Genomic DNA, 20,694 nt, shown 5'->3' on the forward strand with positions numbered 1-20,694 from the left:
TGTTTGATTTTCTTTCCCTGCATAGGCTAAAATACGCAAAAACGCAGATTTAATCAATATATTAAGAAAAATTCTGACCCATCTTACAGTTTAAATCGGAAGTTTCAGAGGTTAGAAACCGAGTTGTGCAACAGCCACGAAGGCCAGAACCTCCTGCCCCTTAACTTAATGACATTGAGCGCGCCTGTGGCGCGTGACTTTCTACCCTTCGTTAATGCTGAAAGCATACCCCGCCGAATTTGCTCATAAACGCAGTTTTAAGATAGCAAAATATTGCCCTGAGGTATCATCAAACCAGTAGGTTTCGGGTCTCAATTAATCAATACCATTTCTTCAAACAATCTTTCCAGCGTTTCTGAAGCGTCTTCGCAAAAACCGGGATGTACTTTTGATGTTTGCAAAACTGTACTTCGGGTTGCAGTAAGCCATCTGAAACGGGAAGCCTGGTCGAGTTTGGCTATTGGACCTGCCTCCTTTTTCCCCATACTGATCTGGCAGAAAGCATTCAGATTTTCTTCAATTTCAGACAAATCGGTGCCCGGAGCAAAGGCTTTCAGGCGTTCCTCATCGAGCCAGAATTTTGCCTGCAGGAATTTCTTAGCGGAACAATAGAGTACTATTCCGACATTCAAAAACTCTTCACGTTCCACCCTCGGTACAAGGCGGATCACAGCATACTCAAATAAGTATTTCTCTTGCATTCAGGGCTTCGTTTACAAAAATTTCTGATTTATTTATACGCCTTTCGAGAAAGCTGATATAAGCATTACGATGTTCTTCGGTACTCTGAAAAACGGTATCTTCCAGCCATTCATCCGGAATCAGGGAAACAATTTCTTTGATCCGATCAGCACTCAGCAGAGCTTTAAATTGCTGATCAACCTGTTTAAGTTCAGTAGCGTGCGGTAGTAAAACATGATCTTTTATCAGAGCAAATGGCTTCTCAGCCTGCTCTTCCCAGTTCTGCCAGGAGTGATGAAAATAAAGCGAAGCTCCATGATCAATCAGCCATAATTCTTTATGCCAGATGAGCATATTGGTGTTACGGCAGGTGCGGTCCATATTCATCAGCAATGCATCCAGCCAGACAATCTTAGACGCTAAGTTTTCATCAATGCTATTCACCGCAGGATCATAAGTAATTGATCCTGAAAGATAATGTAAACCCAAATTCAATCCGACACTAAACTTGAGCAAATCCTGAATTTCCTCATCCGCCTCCGTGCGGCCAAAAGCCTCATCAAGCGTAGCAAATACAAGTTCAGGGACATTTAAACCCAAAGTCCGGGCAATTTCTCCGCCAATAAGCTCAGCGATCAAAGCCCTTGGCCCCTGCCCAGCACCACGGAACTTGATCACATACAGAAACCCGTCATCTGCTTCAGCGATCGCAGGCATAGAACCTCCTTCCCGAAGCGGGGTAACGTAGCGGCTAACGTTTACTGACCTTAGAGCTGTTAACATGCTGCTAAATTCGGCTAATTTTTATAAGGGAACAATTATTGATTTATTTTGTTCTGAACAGGGATGAAGAAACCTTAAATAAACTGAGTTCGATATAAGGAAGATAAAAATAATACGGTTATAATTGGTCAGATAATGATCTGGTACACAATGATCAGGTTTTGGAAATCAATACCTGTGTGTTATAGGCTGGTTCAGCCCTTTCCTCCGGAGTATTTCCGGCAAAAAATCGCGTTCCATTTCAAATTACCAATAGCCGGAAGCTACCTCCTCCGGCAAGGTTTATTTTACCCGGGGCTGTTTTTCATTGGGAAGGGCAGCCCGGGGCTGCTGGTGCGAGCGCACAATATCTAGAGAAAAACATCAAATGTGTTTTATTGTAGTGCCAGCGCTTAAGTACTTAACTCATTCTTTGCCTTTAACTCGGCTTCATAAACAAAAGTGGTTAATTCCCTTGTATAGTTATCCAGCGATTTTGCCGATTCTCTTATCAGGTGTGTTAGTTCTGCAGTTTCTTCAGGGGAATTCTTTAAAGTTTCGAACAGACTGGTTATTCCTAATATCTGAACGACCGGCTGCCTGAGTTCATGAGAGATCATATACATCATTTCCTGCAAACCCTTAATATTCTCCTGTTGTGACTTTTGGGCCTCCTTAAGTTCATTATTGGCCAGCAAAAGTTCTGCTGCACGCTTCTCCTTTTCTATATTCTGAAAAGCAAGCTCTTTATTGGCAATGAGTAACTCTGATGCACGTTTCTCTTTCTCCTTATTCTGGAATGCAAGCTCTTTATTTGCAACCAATAGTTCAGAAGCACGTTTTGCCTTCTCCTTTATCTGAAAAGCTAGTTCCTTATTCGCAATAAGTAGTTCTGAAGCACGTTTCTCCTTCTCATTATTCTGAAAGGCAAGTTCTTGATTAGCAATCAATAGCTCAGAAGCACGCTTCTCCTTCTCATTATTCTGAAAGGCAAGTTCTTGATTAGCAATTAATAGCTCAGAAGCGCGTTTCTCCTTCTCATTATTCTGAAAGGCAAGTTCAGCAGCACGTTTCTCCCGCTCTGAATTTTGAAAAGCCAGCTCGTTATTTGCTGAAATAAGTCTATTAGTAAGCTTCTCCTTCGCCTTGTTTTGAGCGAGCAGCTTTTTATTGGCTAAAATTAACTCTGCGGAAGTTTTATCCATAAACAGAATGCTAATATCAGATCTTCTATTCAGGAATATTGACCTCTTATATTAAATATATAAATAATTCAGGCAAGGCTGAAATATATTTAAAAAGGCCTTCTGTAATCAAGCCCCTGGCGGAGGATAGATTTGGTTGTTGTCTGTTATCAGTTGTCACCCGATAGCTATCGGGTTGCCTGTGATGTAGTGGTTCATTTTAAAATTCATTTCAAAACATTATCCGACATCCTGCTTAAATTTAAATTAATAATAGTTGTAAATTTCTCTGCTCCACCCGATAGCTATCGGGTCTCAACTACCTCACCTGTCCACTCCCTCTCACAATCCATTTCTCCGTAACCAGTTTCTCCAAAGCAAAAGGACCTCGGGCATGCAGTTTTTGGGTAGAAATACCGATTTCTGCACCAAGGCCAAACACTCCTCCATCCGTAAAACGGGTAGATGCATTAGTATAAACTGCTGCAGCGTCGACCTCATTCAGGAAACGCTCACAGTATTCCATATTGCTCGAAACGATTGCTTCTGAATGCTTGGAAGAAAATTTCCGGATATGTTTCATTGCCTCATCAAAATTCTCAACTGTTTTTACAGAGCATTTAAAATCAAGGAATTCACGTCCAAAATCTTCTTCAACAGCTTCTTTGAGATATGGATACTCCATACCTTTCAAAATAAGATATGATTCAGGATCTGCGAAAATTTCAACCTTATAAGCTTCGAGTTTTGGTGCAAGTAAATTGAGTAAAGGCTCAAGAATTTCCCGGTCGGCAATAAGAGTATCTAATGAATTACATACCGAAGGGCGCGTAACTTTGGCATTAGTCGCAATATTTGCTGCGTTTTCCAGATTGGCAGATGCCTCCACATAGGTATGACAAACCCCTGCTCCTGTCTCTATCACCGGAACCGAAGCATGCTCACGCACATAATCAATCAGTTGCTGTGAGCCCCTTGGGATTAAAATATCCACATATTTCGTGGCAGTGAGTAGCTCAGGCATAAATTTGCGGTCGGCCGGCAGCAATTGCACAATGCTCACATCCAGATCAAAACCTGCCAGAACCTCCTGTATCAAGGCTACCAGATAAGTGTTTGTATAAAAAGCATCGGTACCTCCCCGCAACAGACAGACATTTCCTGATTGAATACATAAAGCAGCCACATCAACGGTTACATTTGGTCTCGACTCATAAATCACCCCGACAACACCCAATGGAACAGTAATTTTCTGGACTAAGAGGCCATTATCCAGAATCTTTTCAGAAAGCAGACGATTGCTCGGATCAGGAAGCGCTGCAATCTCCTCAACACTTTTTGCCAGATCTTCTATCCTTGCAGCCGTAAGTAATAGCCGGTCTTTTTTAGGATCAGTATCCGGCATGCGGTCAAGATCCAGTTGATTTTCGGTAAGAATTGTTACTATGTTTGCCCTTAGCTTTGCAGCCAGCGCTCTAAGAATATTTTCCTTCTGGTCATCATTCAAGCGTTTTACCGCTATCGTTGCCTCTGCGGCTTGTTCAAGAAGAGATTGTATCGATTCCATGATTAAAAATTACAATAAAACAATATTATCGGCATGTGCCACTTCGAGGTTCTTAACTTTGGTATCGTTGTTCAGGGTAGCCGAATCAATTTTTGATTTAGCCACTGCCACCACATTATTCTCCTCATCCAGAATTTCAATGATCTCGCCATTCTCAAAATCATTCAAAACTGCTTTAATTCCTACTGCCAGCAAGCTATGCCGCTTTTGCAATGCCTTACAGGCTCCCGAATCGATTTGAATACGCCCCCGCACCAGACTTCCGCTAGCAAGCCATTTTTTACGTGCCGGCAGTGTGCTTTTCTGAGGCAGACATAAAGTACCGGTCTTACCAACAAGGGCCCTCAGAATTCCATCTTCCGTTCTGATACCAAAAATCACGACCCGGATACCCATTTGATTGGCTAAGCGTGCGAAATTCAGTTTGGAGGTCATACCACCTAAACCTGATGCCGATTTCTCTTTATTTGCAAGTAGAAGAACCTTTTTATCTGAGGTGTCCAATTCAGGAATTACCAGCCCGGAACTGTCGAGCACTCCTGGCACCGAGGTACTGAAGAGTACCTGCGAAGCGCCAAATCCTGCAGCAATCAGGGTTGCCAGTTCGTCGTTATCAGAAAATTTCAGCTCCAGGTTACTGACCACATCATTCTCATTCGCAATCGGAATTATATCACTGTTCCATAACTCTTCATAAGTCCGCTTTAATTGCAGAAACTGATCCCTGTTTGAAAAGTGATGCCTCTCACATAAACTCTGGGCGATTGCAATGCCATGAGGTGAAAAATATTTAGCGTAAGTATTCAATAAAAGCGGATTTCCAATCGAAGCGGCCGCTTTCTTTTCATTCAATGTGCCGCCATAATTCTTCAGGAATTTTTTGCCCGCAGCAACAGCGCCCGATGAAACAATCACCAGATTATAGTCTTTATGTATCATTGCCACCTGACGGGCAATTTCTCCAATCACGATCTCATCTAACTCACCTTTGGGTGTAGTAATCGATGCCGTGCCGAATTTAAGTACGAGTATAGGTTTTGCCAATGTAAATGTTGTATGGAGCGAATTTAAGAAAATTGTAGATTTTACCTTGCAAAGTAAATTGATAGTTGACAGTTGATAGTTGACAACGAAGAAAAATCGGTATCCAATGTCAATAATTATCTTCCATTCCCAATTCTCTATTCCCCATTTCCTATTTCCTATTTCCTATTACCTATTACCTATTCCCAATTTTCTCAAATAAAAACGGAGGATTTGCCCCTTTTTGGGATGCAACCCAGGCCCCTAGAAGGCAGGCAAATTCAAGGGCTTCCTTCAATGGCTTATTTCTGCTGTAATTATGGATAAACCCGGCAAGAAAAGCATCCCCGGCCCCAACTGTATCTGTGGTATCCACCTTAAATCCACCCTGATAAATTTCTTCATCTGCTGCCTTCAGAAACGCACCTTCAGAGCCCCGGGTTATACAAAGTATTTTGAGCGAATATTTTTTGAAAACCAGATCTGCTGCCAGTTCTAAATCCTCATCCCCCAATCCATTCCATGCAGAAATTTGAAAAAGCTCCTCATGGTTCATTTTAACCAGATCTGATTTAATGAGCAATTGCTCAATAATGGTCTGATCAACAAATGGAGGCCGGAAATTAACATCAAAGACCTTGATTGCTCTGCTATCCAATAAAGAAATCAATGTTTCGAAAGAGGTTTTATTACGGCAGGAAAGGCTTCCATAGATCAGAATATCAAATTGGGGAATTGTCTCAGGTTTATGAATATAGTCCCATGCTGAAGGAAAAACGATTTCATAGCTGGCGTCTTTCTTTACAGACAGATGCACATTGACTTGCCCTGTTGGATAATTGCTCTGCTGAACATATTTAGTTGAAAGACCATTTTCATGCAGGTATTCAAGCAGCTTTTCTCCCAATTTATCCTTTCCGCAACTGCTTAAAATAAAAACTTCAGATCCCAGTTTCTTTAATCCAAGAGCAACATTTAATGGCGCTCCGCCCGGCACTGCTCCATCAGGAAAAATATCCCATAACATCTCGCCATAACACAGTATTCTATTCTTCATGCCAGTATTTGTTGTATATAAATATAGTACGTTTTTAAGTATCAGATAAAAAGCAAGTCCCCCTTCAGAATATTGTCAATTTTACCAAATTCACTGACTTAAAATCTGCACTATATTTGCCTATAATGACAGGATTGTTCATAAGCTTTGGCCTGAGCACAAAATCTCCGTTAACGTTTTTTCCGCCTCAGCTGGTGCGGTAGTCACAGACAAAGCCCTAGCACTAACTTTAGCAGCAGCAGGTGCAGCGGCGGCATTTTGTTTCTTTTCTGCTGCAGGAAAAGAAAAGAGAAAAATTATGAGTTAAGAGTACGATCATTATTCCTGTAACTTCAATTTTTTTGGACAATAGTGTATGTAATATCAGTAAATTAAAGTCACCATCCCCGATACCACCTGCTTCCCCGACCTTACTGAAATCTTATAATAATAGGTCCCCTGAGGGAGTTTAGCACCCTGATGATGCCCATCCCATGGTGTTGTGTATCCGCTGCTGCCGAAGACCATTCGTCCATAGCGGTTATAAATCTGCACCATTGCCGTTTTATCAGATTCCAGGCCCTTTAGAATCCATTGATCATTTATTCCATCCCCATTGGGGGTAAAGGAATTTGAACTCACACTGAAAATGTCCGGATAGATTGTAAATTCCCTGAAAACACTGACAGGATTATAATTCGAATCTCCGATCTGTATAGCTTCAATCCTGACTGTTCCTGGCTTGTTAATTTTCACCTGATTAGCATTTATTATCTCCGCAATCCGGTCATCACTGCTGATAAATCTGATTGTTAACCCCGAATTCACTCTTGCATTCACCTGAAACTCACTATCCGACTCTGTCTTATTCGGAATCGGGTCAAATATTAGAATCTGATCAGCCTTGTTAACCAGCATTACCCCCGGCTGATAGCTGATTAAATAATTTACTGCTGTGGCTCCACTCGCCACTATTGGATAAGTTCCGGGAGATGAGCTGAGAGTAGCAGTGGTAAACACCACGGCCTTATTCTGCAAAACTGCATCAGACTCCCCATTAGCAAAACCAATGTAATCCAGAGTCAGATCAGGATTTGCAGCACCATAGACCCGAACCTGATCTTTTGCTTTGATGATCAATGCTTTGGGCTTCACAGTTAATAAACGTGAGGCAAAGACAGTACTATTTGAAGCTTTGGAAGCAGTTATCAAACTGGTTCCAACACCGGTAATTTTGATCTGACCGGATGCACTGATCGTCGCAACTTTTGGATCAGCACTTGTAAAAATAATCACAGCTCCCGGTTCTGCAGTAAATACTGTGGGAGAGAAATCATCATCACCATAAATCTTTTCGGGCAGAGCCGGGAAATTAAGCGTCTGCTGTGAAGATGAAGAAACTACCAGCAAACTAAAATTTGCCGTATTGGTACAACCCATTGCATTACTCAGGGTATAGGTAATAATTACAGAACCCTCTGCGATACCAGTTACTTGTCCGTTTGTTGCATTTACCGTTGCGATTGCAGGAGCGTTACTGCTCCATACACCTGATGAGGTGGCTGTTGACGTTGAGAGCGTCGTATTTGATCCTACTAAAACAGTTCCTGAACCTGTGATGGGCGATATTTTAGGTGGTTCGGGAATGACCAGGGTAAATATTGTCCCTGTACTGCTTTCCCCGGTACTACTGTTGCGCACTTTTAAGGCACCATTGTAAACACCATCAGCAAGAGCAGCAGGCATGGTGATTTCAAATGAGCCTGGGGGCAAAACCTGATCAGTCACATTTGTCAAGCCTCCTGCCAGGCCTTTCTGATCCCAGATTATGCTGTACAAATTGGGATCGCCTTCAGTTTTATCATAAGAAAATATAGTCTTAACTACTCCTTTGCAAAATTCCGAGCTATAATTTTTAAGTGAAATTGAGATTTTTGGTCCGGGGGCAAAAATCCAGGAAGCTCCCATCCGATCATTATCCTGATTCCCTCCGATTATTGCAGTAGAGCCGTCGGCACTTAATGCGAGCGACTGCCCCTGATTTGCGACACCAACATTCCCAATGCCTGTCAATTTCGGTCCCCTTTGTGTCCAGGAATTATCCGCCCATGTAAATACCCATGCTGCACCATTGGTCCAGTTATCTGCTTTTGCACCAATCAACACCGTATTGCCATCAGCACTCATCGCTACAGACCAGCCCTGAGCAGCATTTTCTGAACTTACAGTTCCGGCAAGTTTATCTCCCTTAAGCACCCATTGAGAGCCATTTTTTATAAATACCCAGGCAGCCCCTCTGGCATTGTCGGCTACAGAAGCACCAATAATGGCATTAGTCCCATCAGCATTCAGCGCAACAGATATTCCCTGCCATTTTGTACCCGGATAAGAGGAAACATCCAGTTTTTTAGCCTGCCTGTCCCACTCCGTACCACTTTTGAAATAGAGAAAAGCAGCACCTTGCTGATTATTGTCCAGCGGTGCGCCAACAATTGCCGTATTTCCATCTGCACTCAATCCCACAGAAATTCCCTGGCCACCCGAAGGACTGCTTTCATCAACTAATTTCTCACCTTTCTGGGTCCATAAATTATTTGTACGACTAAAAATCCAGGCAGCCCCGCGAGGGTAAGAATCATAGGGTGCACCCAGAATAACGGTATTCCCATCGGCACTCATCCCAACAGAATAGCCCATATTGACTGGCAAAATAAAATCATCGTATCCGGTTCCAACCAGCTTTTCACCCTGCTGCGTCCAGACATTGTTTTTTCGGGTAAAGATCCATGCAGCTCCAATACCCCCACTATCAAAATATCCACCAATAACTACGGTATTTCCATCGGCGCTGATTGCAACAGCCCTGCCCTGCTGTGCCAGACCAACATTTCCGGTTCCAACCAGCTTGGCCTCCTGCTTCCATTCATTTCCATCCCTGACATAAATCCATGCTGCACCATGCTGATTATTATCATTTGGCGCCCCTGCAATTGCCGTATTTCCGTCGGCACTGATTGCGACTGAACGCCCCGATTCAGCCGGACCGACATTGCCTGTTCCAATGAGTTTATCTCCCTGTTGAGCAACAGGGAACAGATTTGCAGCAATAGTAAAACTTTCTGAACTGGTTGCGGTACCCAATACTGTACTTAGAGTTACAGTTCCATTTTTAGTACCGGGCATTACGTAGGCTGTGAGTGAGTTCGCCGATAGAGAAATGATCAGTGCTGATTTTTCTCCGATGCTGACGGAGTTTACTTTGTCTAAAGCTGAACCCTCTATAGTGAGCAAGGTTCCCGGCGGACCGGATTTTGGAGAAAAAGAGCTGATCTGCGGTGTCTGTGCTTTTGCATCAGTAAAATACAATAAGGCCAGCATTAAGACCAGATTTGTGATTTTATACCTCATTTTCTAATTATAAGCGTTTCGGTATATACGTGTCCCACATACCTGAGGGTTTGCACAGTGCTCAGCTTTATTTTAAATATGTAGATTTTAAACCGGATAAGCAAGGTGATACGCCAGGCCCTGAATAATCCCGCAGCCAATTTGTAAGCCAATATTCTGTTTTGTACCTTTAAATTTAATTCAAATTCAAAAAACTATGAAACTAATTCTTTTTTTGGGAGTACTCTTCCTGGCAGCCTGCGGAGGTTCAAGCGATAAAAAAACGACAGAACAGACAGATTCTGCAAAAACACCTGAACTGGTTCTTAAGTGGGAAAGCGACAGCTCGCTGAAGGTTCCCGAATCAGTATTGTTTGATAAAGCCAATCAGGTTTTATATGTGAGCAATATCGACGGGAAAAATGCATGGGAAGCTGATGGAAAAGGTTCGATTGGCAAAGTTGGTTTGGATGGCAAAGTAATCACGGCCGAATGGGTAAGCGGTTTACAAGGTCCAAAAGGCATGGGTATGTTCAATGGCAAATTATATGTTGCCGATTTGGGGAATATCGTAGTGATCGATATTGCTGCTGGTAAAATCGAAAAATCTATTCCGATTGAAGGCGCTACCGGGCTGAATGATATCAGTATCGACCCGAACGGAGTAATTTATGTCACCGAAATGCTAAGCAAAAAACTATATAAAGTAGAGAATGATAAAGCCGAAATCGTTTTAGAAAATCTAAAAAAACCTAATGGTGTTCTATTTTATGAGAATGAACTTTATCTGTTAGACGATGGTGGTTTATATAAAGTAAACCAGGATAAGTCATTAAGCCTGATTGTTGATGGCATGGAGGGTGGCACCGATGGTATTGAAAATGTTCAGGGAAATGAATTTATTGTTTCTTGTTGGGAAGGAGCACTATGGTATATAAAAGCGGATGGTAGCAAACATTTGCTGATGGATACCCGGGCAGAAAAAAGAAGCACTGCTGATATCGGCTTTGATCCTGAAACGAAAACAGTTTACGTACCTACGTTCTTCAGGAACACGGTTGTTGCATATGAGTTACGATAATTTCTCTACGCGAAACAATTTCTGCTAACTCATAAGCAACAAATTGACAGTTGATAATTGACAGTTGATAATTGACAGTTGACAATTAACCGTTAATTATGATAATTGATTTTGACACCCTATAGCTATCGAGTGGATAATGATGAAATTTGTTGTTCATAAAAAGCTATCGGGTGTCATTTTTTTAGCCTCAAGAATTGAACTGGTTTAGAAAGGTCCCTCTCAGCCAGGTGCTGATCGGTACGAATTTCCATCTGAACCTGTAAATCACAGACAACCGGCAACAGATAACAGACAACTAAAAAACATGATTCGGGTTTCCTGTGCGATAATAATCAATCCCTTTGATCAGGTGCTCGTCACCCAGCGCAGCTCCCTTATGCCCCTCCCCCTAAAATGGGAATTCCCCGGAGGCAAGATCGAAGAAAATGAAACAGCCGAAGAATGCCTGATCCGGGAGATTAAAGAGGAACTGAATATTGAGATAGAAATTACCGCAAGCTTAAGTCCGAATGATTATCAATATCCCGACAAACTGATCCGTTTGATTCCATTTATCTGCCGGCAGACGGGCGGAGAGATTGTTTTAAAAGAACATGCTGATTATAAATGGCTGGAAGTTAAGGATTTGTTAGATTTGGATTGGGCGGAGGCGGATATACCAATAGTTGAACAATTCTTAAATAAATAGGATGGCATTTGAATTAGGGCTCTATGAACAACTAATTACTAAGTTAATTGCCAATAAACTCAATTCTATTGATTCTGATGCTTTTTTTATAAAAAGTGCAAAATTAGATAAAGTCGAGGCATCACGTTATCTGAGTCAATATCTAGCAGAAACAATTCAATTCGCTCTAAGTAGTTTTACCGATGACGATGATTGCACCATGAAGCAAATCAATCTCTCTAATAAGATTATTCAATCGCTTATAGAAGAATTACCCTCTTTAAACTTTTCTGAAAATCTAATTGATAATGAGGGAAAACTTCTTCAAGCTATCTTCTCTAAGTTTGATTCTCCATTTTCAGACCTAAACGAGCGAGTAAAACATATTACCCCTTATACCCGATTAAGCCAAAGTGAATTATTTACTGGTAGTAATGTTGGTATCTCATTAGAAAGTGAGTTAAAAAAAGAAATACTCTCTTCGGATGAAATCTGCTGGCTTGTATCATTTATTAAATATTCCGGAATTCGCATATTCAAAGAAGAACTGGAAGAATTTACTAATTCAGGTAAAAAATTAAGAATAATTACAACGTCTTATATGGGTGCCACAGACGTTAAAGCTGTAGAATTTCTAGCATCGTTAAAAAATACAGAAATAAAAGTCTCCTACAATGCAGACCATGAACGTCTTCATGCAAAAGCATATCTTTTTTTAAGGAAAACTGGTTTCCATACAGGATATATTGGTTCTTCAAACCTTTCTAGATCTGCTCTAACTAATGGGCTCGAATGGAACTTGAAAGTAACTACTCAAGAAATAAGTCATATTATCGATAAGTTCAAAAAGACTTTTGAGACCTATTGGGAAGATAAGGAATTTGAATTTTATAAGTTAGGCAAAGACCGTGAGAAATTGCATAATGCACTAAAACAGCAAAGCAGTTTTGACAGAAAGGGAATTACTACATTTTTTGACCTGAATCCTTTCCCATTTCAAGATGAAATTCTAAGCAAACTTGAATCAGAAAGAATTATACATAATAGATTTAAAAACTTAGTTGTAGCCGCCACCGGAACTGGAAAAACCGTAGTCTCTGCCTTTGATTATAAAAGATTTAAGGAAAATAACCCAAGAGCCAGACTACTTTTTGTTGCTCACAGAAAAGAAATTTTAGAGCAGGCGCAAGAGACATTTCAACACATATTAAGGGATTCTAATTTTGGTGAGTTATGGGTAGATGGACATGAGCCCATAAATTATGAACATCTTTTCGCTTCGGTTCAGACACTGAATAATAGAGTTAAGGATATTTCCCTTTCCAAAGATTTCTTCGACTTTGTTATTATTGATGAAGTCCATCATATCGCTGCGAATAGTTATCGCCCAATAATAGAAAAGTTCCATCCTGAAATTCTATTAGGTTTAACTGCTACTCCAGAGCGTATGGATGGCGAAGATATCTTAATGGATTTCTGTAATACAATTGCCGCGGAGATTCGTTTACCAGAAGCATTAAATAGAAAATTATTATCGCCATTCCAATACTTTGCAGTTTCAGACAGTGTTGATCTTTCTAAAATAAACTGGAAGAGTGGTAAATATGAAATCAACGAGCTAACTAAACTTTACACAGAAGATGATCGACGTGTTGGTGAGATTCTCAATAATTGTGAAAAATATTTAACAGATGTACATGATGTACGAGCCTTAGGGTTTTGCGTCAGTCAGGAGCATGCTCGTTACATGGCAGAAAAGTTTACGATCGCAGGCTTTAATGCAGATTATTTAACAAGCGATAATTCAGCACACAGGGAACTGGTAAGAGAGAAACTACGAAAGAAAGAGATTAACTATTTGTTTGTAAGAGATATCTATAATGAGGGGGTTGATATACCAGAAATTGATACGGTTTTATTTTTACGACCAACAGAAAGCTTAACCATTTTTCTTCAACAATTAGGGCGAGGGCTGAGGCTAGCAAAGGACAAAGACTGTTTGACCGTTCTGGATTTTGTTGGTAATGCAAGACCAGAATACGATTTTGAACATAAATTTCGAGCATTAGTAGGTAAGACTCAAACATCAATTATAAAAGAAATTGAAGATGAATTTCCTCACTTACCTCTTGGTTGTTCAATAATATTAGAGAAAAAGGCAAAAGAAATAATTTTAAAGAATATTCGAGAAGCAATTGGTTTTAATCGTAACCAATTGATTGGTAAAATTCGAAATTTCAAACATCAGTTTACAATACCTTTAACTCTAAATAACTTTCTAAATGTACATCAAATTGACATCCAGCTTATTTATAAAAAAGGATCTTGGAAACGGCTCTGCGCTGATGCTGGTGTAATTGCCGATTTTAAGGAACCCAATGAAATAGAGCTTACACGTTGCATCAAAAAATTACTCCAGTGCAATTCATTAAGTTATCTTCAGTTTATTCAAAAAATTCTCTCTAGAAATTTCCAACATGCTCATCCTGACCATGAATTGATGTCATTAATGTTACATTTTGATATTTGGCAAAACTCTGGTTCAAAAACCGGTTTTAATTCATTACTTGAAAGTTTAAATTCTCTTTTTGATAACCCAAATTTACTTTTAGAACTTCAGGAGGTTACTGAATATTTAATCGATAAAATTGATTTTATAGAAAAAAATATAGATTTAGGTTATAGCTTCCCTCTGAAAATTCACAGTCGGTACAATAGAGATGAGATATTAGTTGCTATGCAATTGCATAAATTTGAAAAAGCATCTTCGAATCGAGAAGGAGTAGCATTGAATAAGGAGCTAAATACTGAAGCCTTATTTATTACCTTGAAAAAATCAGAGAAGGAATATTCCCCTACAACATTATATGATGATTATGCATTAAGTGAATATCTTTTCCATTGGCAATCTCAAAATGCAACATCACCAGAATCTCCAAAAGGTCAATCCTATGTTAAACAATTGGAAATGGATAAAAAGATATTGCTATTTGTCAGAGAACAAAACGAAAATGAAAACGGATTTACAATATCCTATGTGTTTTTAGGTTTAGCTGATTTTCAACAATCATCAGGTGCAAAACCTATGAATATCGAATGGAAATTAAAAGAACCAATGCCTGCTTACATCTGGAAAGAAAGCGGGAAATTGGCAGTTGGATAATAAATGTGAGAATAAATTATTTCACTAATGAATAACCATATTCTGAACTCCTATCTCTCAAAACTCTCTAAGCTAAACAGAGCTAATACACCTTACGGAAAGGCTCCTCACAAACCAATTCTACTAATTTCTATCATCGAGCTTATAGAAAAAGGTTTGGTTTGGAACAACCGTGTTTATGTTAATACTGATCTTGTTGGTGCATTTCAAGAAAACTGGCGTTTGTTGGTTAATACTTTACACCAGCCTGATTTTACACAACCATTCTATTACCTGCAAAGTGAAACAATCATTGGAAAACAGCTCTGGTCCCTACAACCTAAATTCGGCTGTCAGATTAATGCTCACATTAAAAGTGTTGGCAGATTAGCAGAAGTTTTGGATTTTGGTTATTTCGACTCTGAATTCTTTCAACTTTTAGCTGATCCTATATCTAAAAATGTAATAAAGACATTATTGCTTGATACTTATTTTTCAGAAACTAAAAATAATTTTCTTTTGAGCAAACAAAAGGGTCTCGGGTATATTCATGACCTTCAGGATTATATACTAAATGAACCTGAAGCAAAATATCGGAATATCAAAATCGAAACTGAGGAAGATGTATTCGTTAGAGGCGGACTATTTAAAAAGCTGGTGCCTAAAGTTTACGATTCTACTTGTTGTTTTTCAGGAATGAGACTTGAATCAATCTACGGGCATAATTATATTGATGCTTGCCACATAGTACCTTTTAGTTTAACTCATGACGATAAAATAAATAATGGCATAGCCTTATGTCCTAATCTGCATCGAGCATTTGATAGAGGTTTGGTAAGTATTGACTGTGATTACAATATTCTAATTAGCAGTCAAATAACCGAAAATGAAGAGCACCCCTATGGCTTAAGCAAGCTAAAGGGATCCAAGATAAGATTACCATTTGGGAGCAAACATTACCCATCACAGGAAAATCTTGACTTTCACAGAAAAGAAATTTTCAAACCCTGATAAATCCGTATAATTTTACTCTTCTCAAAAAAATTACTCAATATAAAACCCACCCCCCCCCATGAAACGCCGCCAACTCCTCAAATCCCTTACCCTCCTTCCCCTCGCAGGTGGAATCACTAATCTTTCCCTACAGGCAGAACCTGCACCGGCAGAAGATCTGTACAAGGAACTGGGCATCCGAACCTTTATTAATGCAGCCGGGACTTTAACCTATATGACCGGAAGTATCATGCAGGATAAGGTTTTGAAGGCGATCAATAGTTCGGTTGGCAAGTTTTGCATGCTGGATGAGCTGCAGGATAAGGTGGGTGAACAAATTGCAAAAATGACTCATGCTGAGGCTGCAACGGTAACCAGCGGGGCCTATTCGGCAATGACCCTGGGTTTGGCCGGCGTACTCACCGGACTGGATATGAAAAAGGTGGGGCAATTGCCAAATCTGGATGGTATGAAATCAGAAGTGATCTGTCAGAGAGCACATAAAGATGCCTATACCCAGGCTTTTTTACTAACCGGATGCAAGATCATCACTGTAGAAACCCGGGAAGAACTGGAGAAGGCCATTAATGAAAAAACAGCGATGATGCATTTTCTGAACATTGCTGTTAATGGTGGAAAGATCAAACATGAAGAATGGATTGAAGTCGGTAAAAAGCACAATATTCCTACTTCCATTGATATCGCGGCAGATGTTCCGCCAATTGAAAACCTATGGAAATTCAATGATATGGGCTTTGATCTGGTCTTCCTTTCGGGAGGCAAGGCAGTCCGCGCACCACAAAGCACCGGTTATTTAATGGGCAGAAAACACCTGATCGAGGCTGCACGACTCAGCGCCCCACCCCGGGCAGTCACCATAGGCCGCGGACATAAAGTGAATAAAGAAGAGATCCTGGGAGCTTATGTGGCTATCAAAAACATGATTGCAATGGATCATGATAAAGAATGGAAGAAATGGGAAGCGGGTATTGCCCTGATTGAAAATGCAGTAAAATCTATCGATGGAATCACCACAAAAGTAACGGTCAATCCGCTCGGAAATCATACTCCATCTCTCCGCATTACCTGGGATGATACCAAAATCAAACTAACAGGCCATGAACTGCGTGAAAATCTTCGTAACGGAAATCCATCTATTGAAGCGGGCTTTTCAGGCTTACCGATTTTCAAGGGTCAGGCTACACCACCAAAACCGGGAGCAAAGGGTGGTAATTCTGTATCCATTACTGTATGGATGATGCAGCCTGGGGAGGATAAGGTTGTTGCGAGGAGGTTGAGGGAAGAGTTTCTTAAGCAGAAAGCTTAAAGTGGAAAGCTGAAAGCTGAAAAAAATCAACCAGTCTTATCAGGATATTTTTGAGACATCTTCGTACCATCTTCGTACCAACATCGTACCATCTTCGTACCTTGTTCGTATAACATAGCCATAGCGGTGCCAAAAAGGGCCTTTGTGCGAACAAGATACGAAGAAGGTACGAACAAAACCTAATGTTGGTACCCTCCCGACTCTGATTTCATGAACCAAATCGCTAATTTGTTTAAAACTCCAAAAGCCTATTAAACAGATCTTTCCTCGCGCAATTTGCTAATTATCTAAACCATATAGCTATCGGGTTGCTCAATCTCCTTCCCCATCAACAAATAGACAAATTATCTCATCGACATCTCTTCGCAGGAACTATAAACCCTCTCCGCCTTGGGCGGAGGGCCGCACTAGATTTAAAACCAGTAGTTCCATACGTAAGGTGAGGCCTTAAGCAATTCCTGCTGAAGCGAAAATAATGCTCATAGTAATGAGATCCTTCGTCGCCTCAAAATTTCAGTAAATTGAGCATAATCATTGGCTTCTCAGGATGACAGACGCTTCAAATTTGCTAATTCTCTCCAATTGCTAATTCTCTTCTCCTATATTCTTTGCAACAGATCTCTCCTCGCGGAAAAGGCATTATTAAATAACAATTATTTCGCTCGTCGAGATGACGCACAATTAGTGGCAGTAGTACCATTTGCTAACCCGATAGCTATCGGGTTGCCAATTATCTGATTTGCTAATTCTCCCATGCATACGCGACTGACGAAATCTACCTTCCGAACGCCCATGTGATTTCGTAAGTCTTTATTTCACCTGATGGTTAGCGGGGACTCATCGACAAATTAACTCATTGACAAATTGATTCTCCATTTGCTAATTTCCTAATTATCTCATTTGCTAATTCATCTCCCCCATCTTCAAATCTTCAAATCCCTTTCCAGCATCGACGTCTCCTTCGTATCCCTCATCCCAACATAAACCAGCAGTGACAAAAAGATACAGGCGGTGATATACCAGTAGAAATACTCCTCATGACCTGAGTTTTTTAACCAGAGTGCCACGTACTCTGCTGTGCCGCCAAAGATCGCTACGGTCAGGGCATAGGGCAATCCAACACCCAATGCCCGCACCTGAGCGGGGAAAAGTTCTGCTTTGACGATGGCATTGATACTGGTATAACCACTAACGATTATCAAACCTGCCAGCAGCAGAAAAAAAGCACTGTAAGCTGAAGTTGTATGGCTCAGGGTACTAAGCAATGGAACCGTACAAATGGTACCCAAAACTCCGAAACTGATCAGCAGCGGACGACGGCCAATACGATCAGACAAAGCACCGAAAACGGGTTGAATAATCGCAAATATCAGCATACTGATGAAGGAGATCTGCGTGGATTCGGCTTTGCTCAGGTTCACCGTATTCACGAGGAACTTTTGCATGTAGGTTGTGTAAGTATAAAAGGCAAGTGTGCCACCCAGGGTAAGGCCAACAACAGTCAGCAAGGCTTTGGGGTGTTTCAATAATTCTCTGATCGTACCTTTGTGTTCATCAGCTTTATTTTTCTGGGCTTCGAATGCTTTGGTTTCATAGAGCGTGCTTCTCAAATAAAGCGCTACGAGCGAAAGAATAGCTCCAATCACAAATGGAATTCGCCAGCCCCAGTCGTGAAGCTGATCATCACTGAGCCATTTTTGAAGGATCAGCTGAATTCCGAGGGCAAACAACTGTCCGCCGATAAGCGTAACATATTGAAAACTGGAGTAAAAACCCCTGCGGTTCTTAGTGGCCATTTCACTGAGATAAGTCGCCGAAACCCCGTATTCACCACCCACACTCAAGCCCTGCAGCAGTCTGGCAATCAGCAACATAACAGGCGCTACAATTCCTATGGACTGATAAGTAGGTATAAAGGCAATGAGCATGGAGCCAAAGGACATCAGCAACACTGAGAGTGTCATACTTTGTTTCCGCCCAACTTTATCAGCAATCCGCCCAAAGAGCCAGCCACCGATTGGCCGCATCAAAAAGCCTAAGGCAAATATGCCCGCAGTATTGAGCAGCTGGGCAGTTTTATTGCCTTCCGGGAAAAATGAAGTAGAGAAATAAAGCGCAAATGCGGAATAGGCATACCAGTCGTACCACTCGACCAGGTTACCGATGGAACCGCCGAAGATGGCTTTCAGTCTTCGGCGGGATATATTTTCTTCAGGTAATAAACTTTGCAAGCTGAATTATTTTCCATAATAATAGGAGTTTATTCGGGGAAAATGAATTTGGAAATAAATTAGCTTAGCATAATGGGATCAGGTATTTCGTTTTATTATAAAAACTATAAATCCCAGAGTGAACTTTAAGAATTCAGTTAGTGTTTTCATTTGATAATATTATTAGATTTAGAATATAGCTAAGTTTTCTCCCCTTTGATAGTCAGACGCGGTTGAACACCTAATTGATACAAACTTCCTTAATAGGTGATATTTAAATTTTCCAGGATATTTTAAGAGAGGAGATTTGAATTAATTGAAATTTACTGTCAGGGTCATATCCATGTTTATACTCGTAACCAATTCCCAAAGCTTCTTGTTTCCCTGGATATAAATAAATTGAACTTGACACGATTGGCACAACTTCTCTAAGATTTGATTTACTCTTAACAATTTCTCTGTATGTAACGTCAAGATTTAGTTGTAATGACTGAGGTAAAATCCATACTTCAGCAAAAAACCTAACAAAATATGTGGAAAATTCTTCAACTTGATTATCCGTTAACATATTTGGAATTCTATTATAGTCTACTCCTAAGTATGGGTAATATCTGGCTCTGAATTTTTTATTGCCATCACGAAAAATGTATCCGGGGAGGCCTTTATAATTGCTTGCCAAGGATAGTTGGAAAACAAATTTGTTCTCAAAAACATCGTCGATAAAGTTCCTTTTGTATGAGGAGGATCCTTGAAACCAAGGCGATATTTTTAGACCGGGATTTGGAATTCCATTTCCTAAATCAGGGCTCTTTAACCCAAATGGCATAAATTCAAAATTAATACCCCCATCTAACTTATTTTGTAAATCTGTTGAATCCGTTGATTTATGCCACTCTATTTTTGGATAAAAAATCAGGATTGAATTAGTTTTTTTTAATAGTTCTAACTCAGATAACTTGATGGCCAAGTCAAGATTTAGAAAGTCGTTTGGAGATTTATGATTCTCTTGATATGAAATTCCTGCTGGCTTGTTTTCAAACTTTGAGCCATCAAAAGACTTCCTTATACTAAGGTTATTATCTGTTATCCATTTATTAATTTTAATAAATGTTGAATCTTGTCCAAATGAGTTTGAGATTGAAAATAAAACTAAAATGAGTACTGCAACTATCGTTTTCATATTCCTGCTTTTTTAATGATTAGTTCATACGTTTTCTTAACATCAAAGTCTTTTTTTCGTAATTCAGATGCCAATACAATCTGATCTGGATTTATACTTCTCAAATAAGCTCTTAAGGCGATAGTCAAAAACCCAAGTTTAGTATCATCCAGTCCTAATGGGTAACTTTTCAGTATATGTTCGTCCATAACATCCTCAATTTTCAAATTCGCAAATGAAGCTATGTATGCGATAACATTTGCCCTTATTGCCTCTTTCATATTCCTAAATTTTTACGTTATTGGCCTACTCTACTCGGTTTTCAGCCCTCCCCGTATTTTTCTTATTTCGTTTTAACAGTTTTAGAAATTCTGGTAATTGTCAGATTAAAAGGAATTTCAAATTCAAAACTATCTCAGCTACCTGCTTGACCGAAAGTATTATCTCCCTTTCCTCCAGGGTGTTTTTACGG

At 40.2% G+C, this 20,694-nt stretch carries 15 protein-coding genes; 5 read left to right on the plus strand and 10 right to left on the minus strand.

Features of this window, described 5'->3' with window-relative positions; all coding sequences use genetic code 11:
* Nucleotides 1-311 precede the first annotated feature (311 nt).
* From VGE44_RS14320 to VGE44_RS14350, 7 genes are all read right to left on the minus strand, one after another.
* Nucleotides 312-701 (minus strand): DUF3037 domain-containing protein, encoded by a 390-nt coding sequence (locus VGE44_RS14320; protein ID WP_331080307.1) that lies wholly within the window; start codon nucleotides 699-701, stop codon nucleotides 312-314.
* Nucleotides 679-1,464, minus strand: coding sequence for a HipA family kinase (locus VGE44_RS14325; RefSeq protein WP_331080309.1), 786 nt, complete (start codon nucleotides 1,462-1,464; stop codon nucleotides 679-681). Before VGE44_RS14325 ends, VGE44_RS14320 begins: the two co-directional genes overlap by 23 nt.
* A gap of 392 nt (nucleotides 1,465-1,856) precedes the next feature.
* Nucleotides 1,857-2,648 carry a histidine kinase dimerization/phospho-acceptor domain-containing protein gene (locus VGE44_RS14330; RefSeq protein ID WP_331080311.1) on the minus strand — a complete coding sequence of 264 codons (792 nt, stop codon included), beginning with the start codon at nucleotides 2,646-2,648 and terminating at the stop codon, nucleotides 1,857-1,859.
* 298 nt (nucleotides 2,649-2,946) lie between these two features.
* Nucleotides 2,947-4,194 carry a glutamate-5-semialdehyde dehydrogenase gene (locus VGE44_RS14335; protein WP_331080313.1) on the minus strand — a complete coding sequence of 416 codons (1,248 nt, stop codon included), beginning with the start codon at nucleotides 4,192-4,194 and terminating at the stop codon, nucleotides 2,947-2,949.
* Nucleotides 4,195-4,203: 9 nt separating this feature from the next.
* A complete protein-coding gene (proB, locus tag VGE44_RS14340; protein ID WP_331080315.1) occupies nucleotides 4,204-5,238 on the minus strand; it encodes a glutamate 5-kinase in 1,035 nt (344 codons plus the stop codon).
* A gap of 175 nt (nucleotides 5,239-5,413) precedes the next feature.
* On the minus strand, nucleotides 5,414-6,274 hold the full coding sequence (locus VGE44_RS14345; protein WP_331080317.1) for a carbohydrate kinase: 861 nt from the start codon (nucleotides 6,272-6,274) through the stop codon (nucleotides 5,414-5,416).
* A gap of 363 nt (nucleotides 6,275-6,637) precedes the next feature.
* Entirely contained in the window at nucleotides 6,638-9,661 is a 3,024-nt protein-coding gene (locus VGE44_RS14350; protein ID WP_331080319.1) for a gliding motility-associated C-terminal domain-containing protein, read from the minus strand.
* Between the two features lie 196 nt (nucleotides 9,662-9,857).
* Here VGE44_RS14350 and VGE44_RS14355 point away from each other — a divergent pair, with 196 nt between their 5' ends.
* The 5 genes from VGE44_RS14355 (at nucleotide 9,858) to VGE44_RS14375 (ending at nucleotide 16,853) form a co-directional block, all read left to right on the plus strand.
* The gene (locus tag VGE44_RS14355) at nucleotides 9,858-10,721 is read left to right on the plus strand and encodes an SMP-30/gluconolactonase/LRE family protein (protein WP_331080322.1); all 864 of its coding nucleotides are present in this window, start codon (nucleotides 9,858-9,860) and stop codon (nucleotides 10,719-10,721) included.
* 307 nt (nucleotides 10,722-11,028) lie between these two features.
* Nucleotides 11,029-11,412 (plus strand): (deoxy)nucleoside triphosphate pyrophosphohydrolase, encoded by a 384-nt coding sequence (locus tag VGE44_RS14360; RefSeq protein WP_331080324.1) that lies wholly within the window; start codon nucleotides 11,029-11,031, stop codon nucleotides 11,410-11,412.
* 1 nt (nucleotide 11,413) lies between these two features.
* Entirely contained in the window at nucleotides 11,414-14,554 is a 3,141-nt protein-coding gene (locus tag VGE44_RS14365) for a DEAD/DEAH box helicase (RefSeq protein ID WP_331080326.1), read from the plus strand.
* Nucleotides 14,555-14,581: 27 nt separating this feature from the next.
* A complete protein-coding gene (locus VGE44_RS14370; protein ID WP_331080328.1) occupies nucleotides 14,582-15,544 on the plus strand; it encodes an HNH endonuclease in 963 nt (320 codons plus the stop codon).
* Between the two features lie 61 nt (nucleotides 15,545-15,605).
* On the plus strand, nucleotides 15,606-16,853 hold the full coding sequence (locus tag VGE44_RS14375; protein ID WP_331080330.1) for a selenocysteine synthase: 1,248 nt from the start codon (nucleotides 15,606-15,608) through the stop codon (nucleotides 16,851-16,853).
* A 923-nt stretch (nucleotides 16,854-17,776) separates the two neighbouring features.
* On the opposite strand, the gene VGE44_RS14380 is transcribed toward VGE44_RS14375, so the two are convergent.
* The 3 genes from VGE44_RS14380 to VGE44_RS14390 form a co-directional block, all read right to left on the minus strand.
* Nucleotides 17,777-19,084 carry an MFS transporter gene (locus tag VGE44_RS14380; RefSeq protein WP_331080332.1) on the minus strand — a complete coding sequence of 436 codons (1,308 nt, stop codon included), beginning with the start codon at nucleotides 19,082-19,084 and terminating at the stop codon, nucleotides 17,777-17,779.
* A 253-nt stretch (nucleotides 19,085-19,337) separates the two neighbouring features.
* Nucleotides 19,338-20,243, minus strand: a complete 906-nt coding sequence (locus VGE44_RS14385) for a hypothetical protein (RefSeq protein ID WP_331080334.1) — start codon at nucleotides 20,241-20,243, stop codon at nucleotides 19,338-19,340.
* A complete protein-coding gene (locus tag VGE44_RS14390; RefSeq protein ID WP_331080336.1) occupies nucleotides 20,240-20,503 on the minus strand; it encodes a hypothetical protein in 264 nt (87 codons plus the stop codon). Before VGE44_RS14390 ends, VGE44_RS14385 begins: the two co-directional genes overlap by 4 nt.
* Nucleotides 20,504-20,694: the final 191 nt, after the last annotated feature.

The organism is Daejeonella sp. (genome assembly GCF_036405355.1).
In the GTDB taxonomy this organism is placed as follows: Bacteria; Bacteroidota; Bacteroidia; order Sphingobacteriales; family Sphingobacteriaceae; genus Daejeonella.

What these genes read in the sequence shown, in the direction of transcription:
- VGE44_RS14370 (WP_331080328.1), top strand. Translation starts at nt 14,582, where the DNA reads ATGAATAACCATATTCTGAACTCCTATCTCTCAAAACTCTCTAAGCTA.
- VGE44_RS14350 (WP_331080319.1), bottom strand. Translation starts at nt 9,661, where the DNA reads ATGAGGTATAAAATCACAAATCTGGTCTTAATGCTGGCCTTATTGTAT.
- VGE44_RS14325 (WP_331080309.1), bottom strand. Translation starts at nt 1,464, where the DNA reads ATGTTAACAGCTCTAAGGTCAGTAAACGTTAGCCGCTACGTTACCCCG.
- VGE44_RS14345 (WP_331080317.1), bottom strand. Translation starts at nt 6,274, where the DNA reads ATGAAGAATAGAATACTGTGTTATGGCGAGATGTTATGGGATATTTTT.
- VGE44_RS14320 (WP_331080307.1), bottom strand. Translation starts at nt 701, where the DNA reads ATGCAAGAGAAATACTTATTTGAGTATGCTGTGATCCGCCTTGTACCG.
- VGE44_RS14375 (WP_331080330.1), top strand. Translation starts at nt 15,606, where the DNA reads ATGAAACGCCGCCAACTCCTCAAATCCCTTACCCTCCTTCCCCTCGCA.
- VGE44_RS14355 (WP_331080322.1), top strand. Translation starts at nt 9,858, where the DNA reads ATGAAACTAATTCTTTTTTTGGGAGTACTCTTCCTGGCAGCCTGCGGA.
- VGE44_RS14360 (WP_331080324.1), top strand. Translation starts at nt 11,029, where the DNA reads ATGATTCGGGTTTCCTGTGCGATAATAATCAATCCCTTTGATCAGGTG.
- VGE44_RS14385 (WP_331080334.1), bottom strand. Translation starts at nt 20,243, where the DNA reads ATGAAAACGATAGTTGCAGTACTCATTTTAGTTTTATTTTCAATCTCA.
- VGE44_RS14365 (WP_331080326.1), top strand. Translation starts at nt 11,414, where the DNA reads ATGGCATTTGAATTAGGGCTCTATGAACAACTAATTACTAAGTTAATT.
- VGE44_RS14335 (WP_331080313.1), bottom strand. Translation starts at nt 4,194, where the DNA reads ATGGAATCGATACAATCTCTTCTTGAACAAGCCGCAGAGGCAACGATA.
- VGE44_RS14330 (WP_331080311.1), bottom strand. Translation starts at nt 2,648, where the DNA reads ATGGATAAAACTTCCGCAGAGTTAATTTTAGCCAATAAAAAGCTGCTC.
- VGE44_RS14390 (WP_331080336.1), bottom strand. Translation starts at nt 20,503, where the DNA reads ATGAAAGAGGCAATAAGGGCAAATGTTATCGCATACATAGCTTCATTT.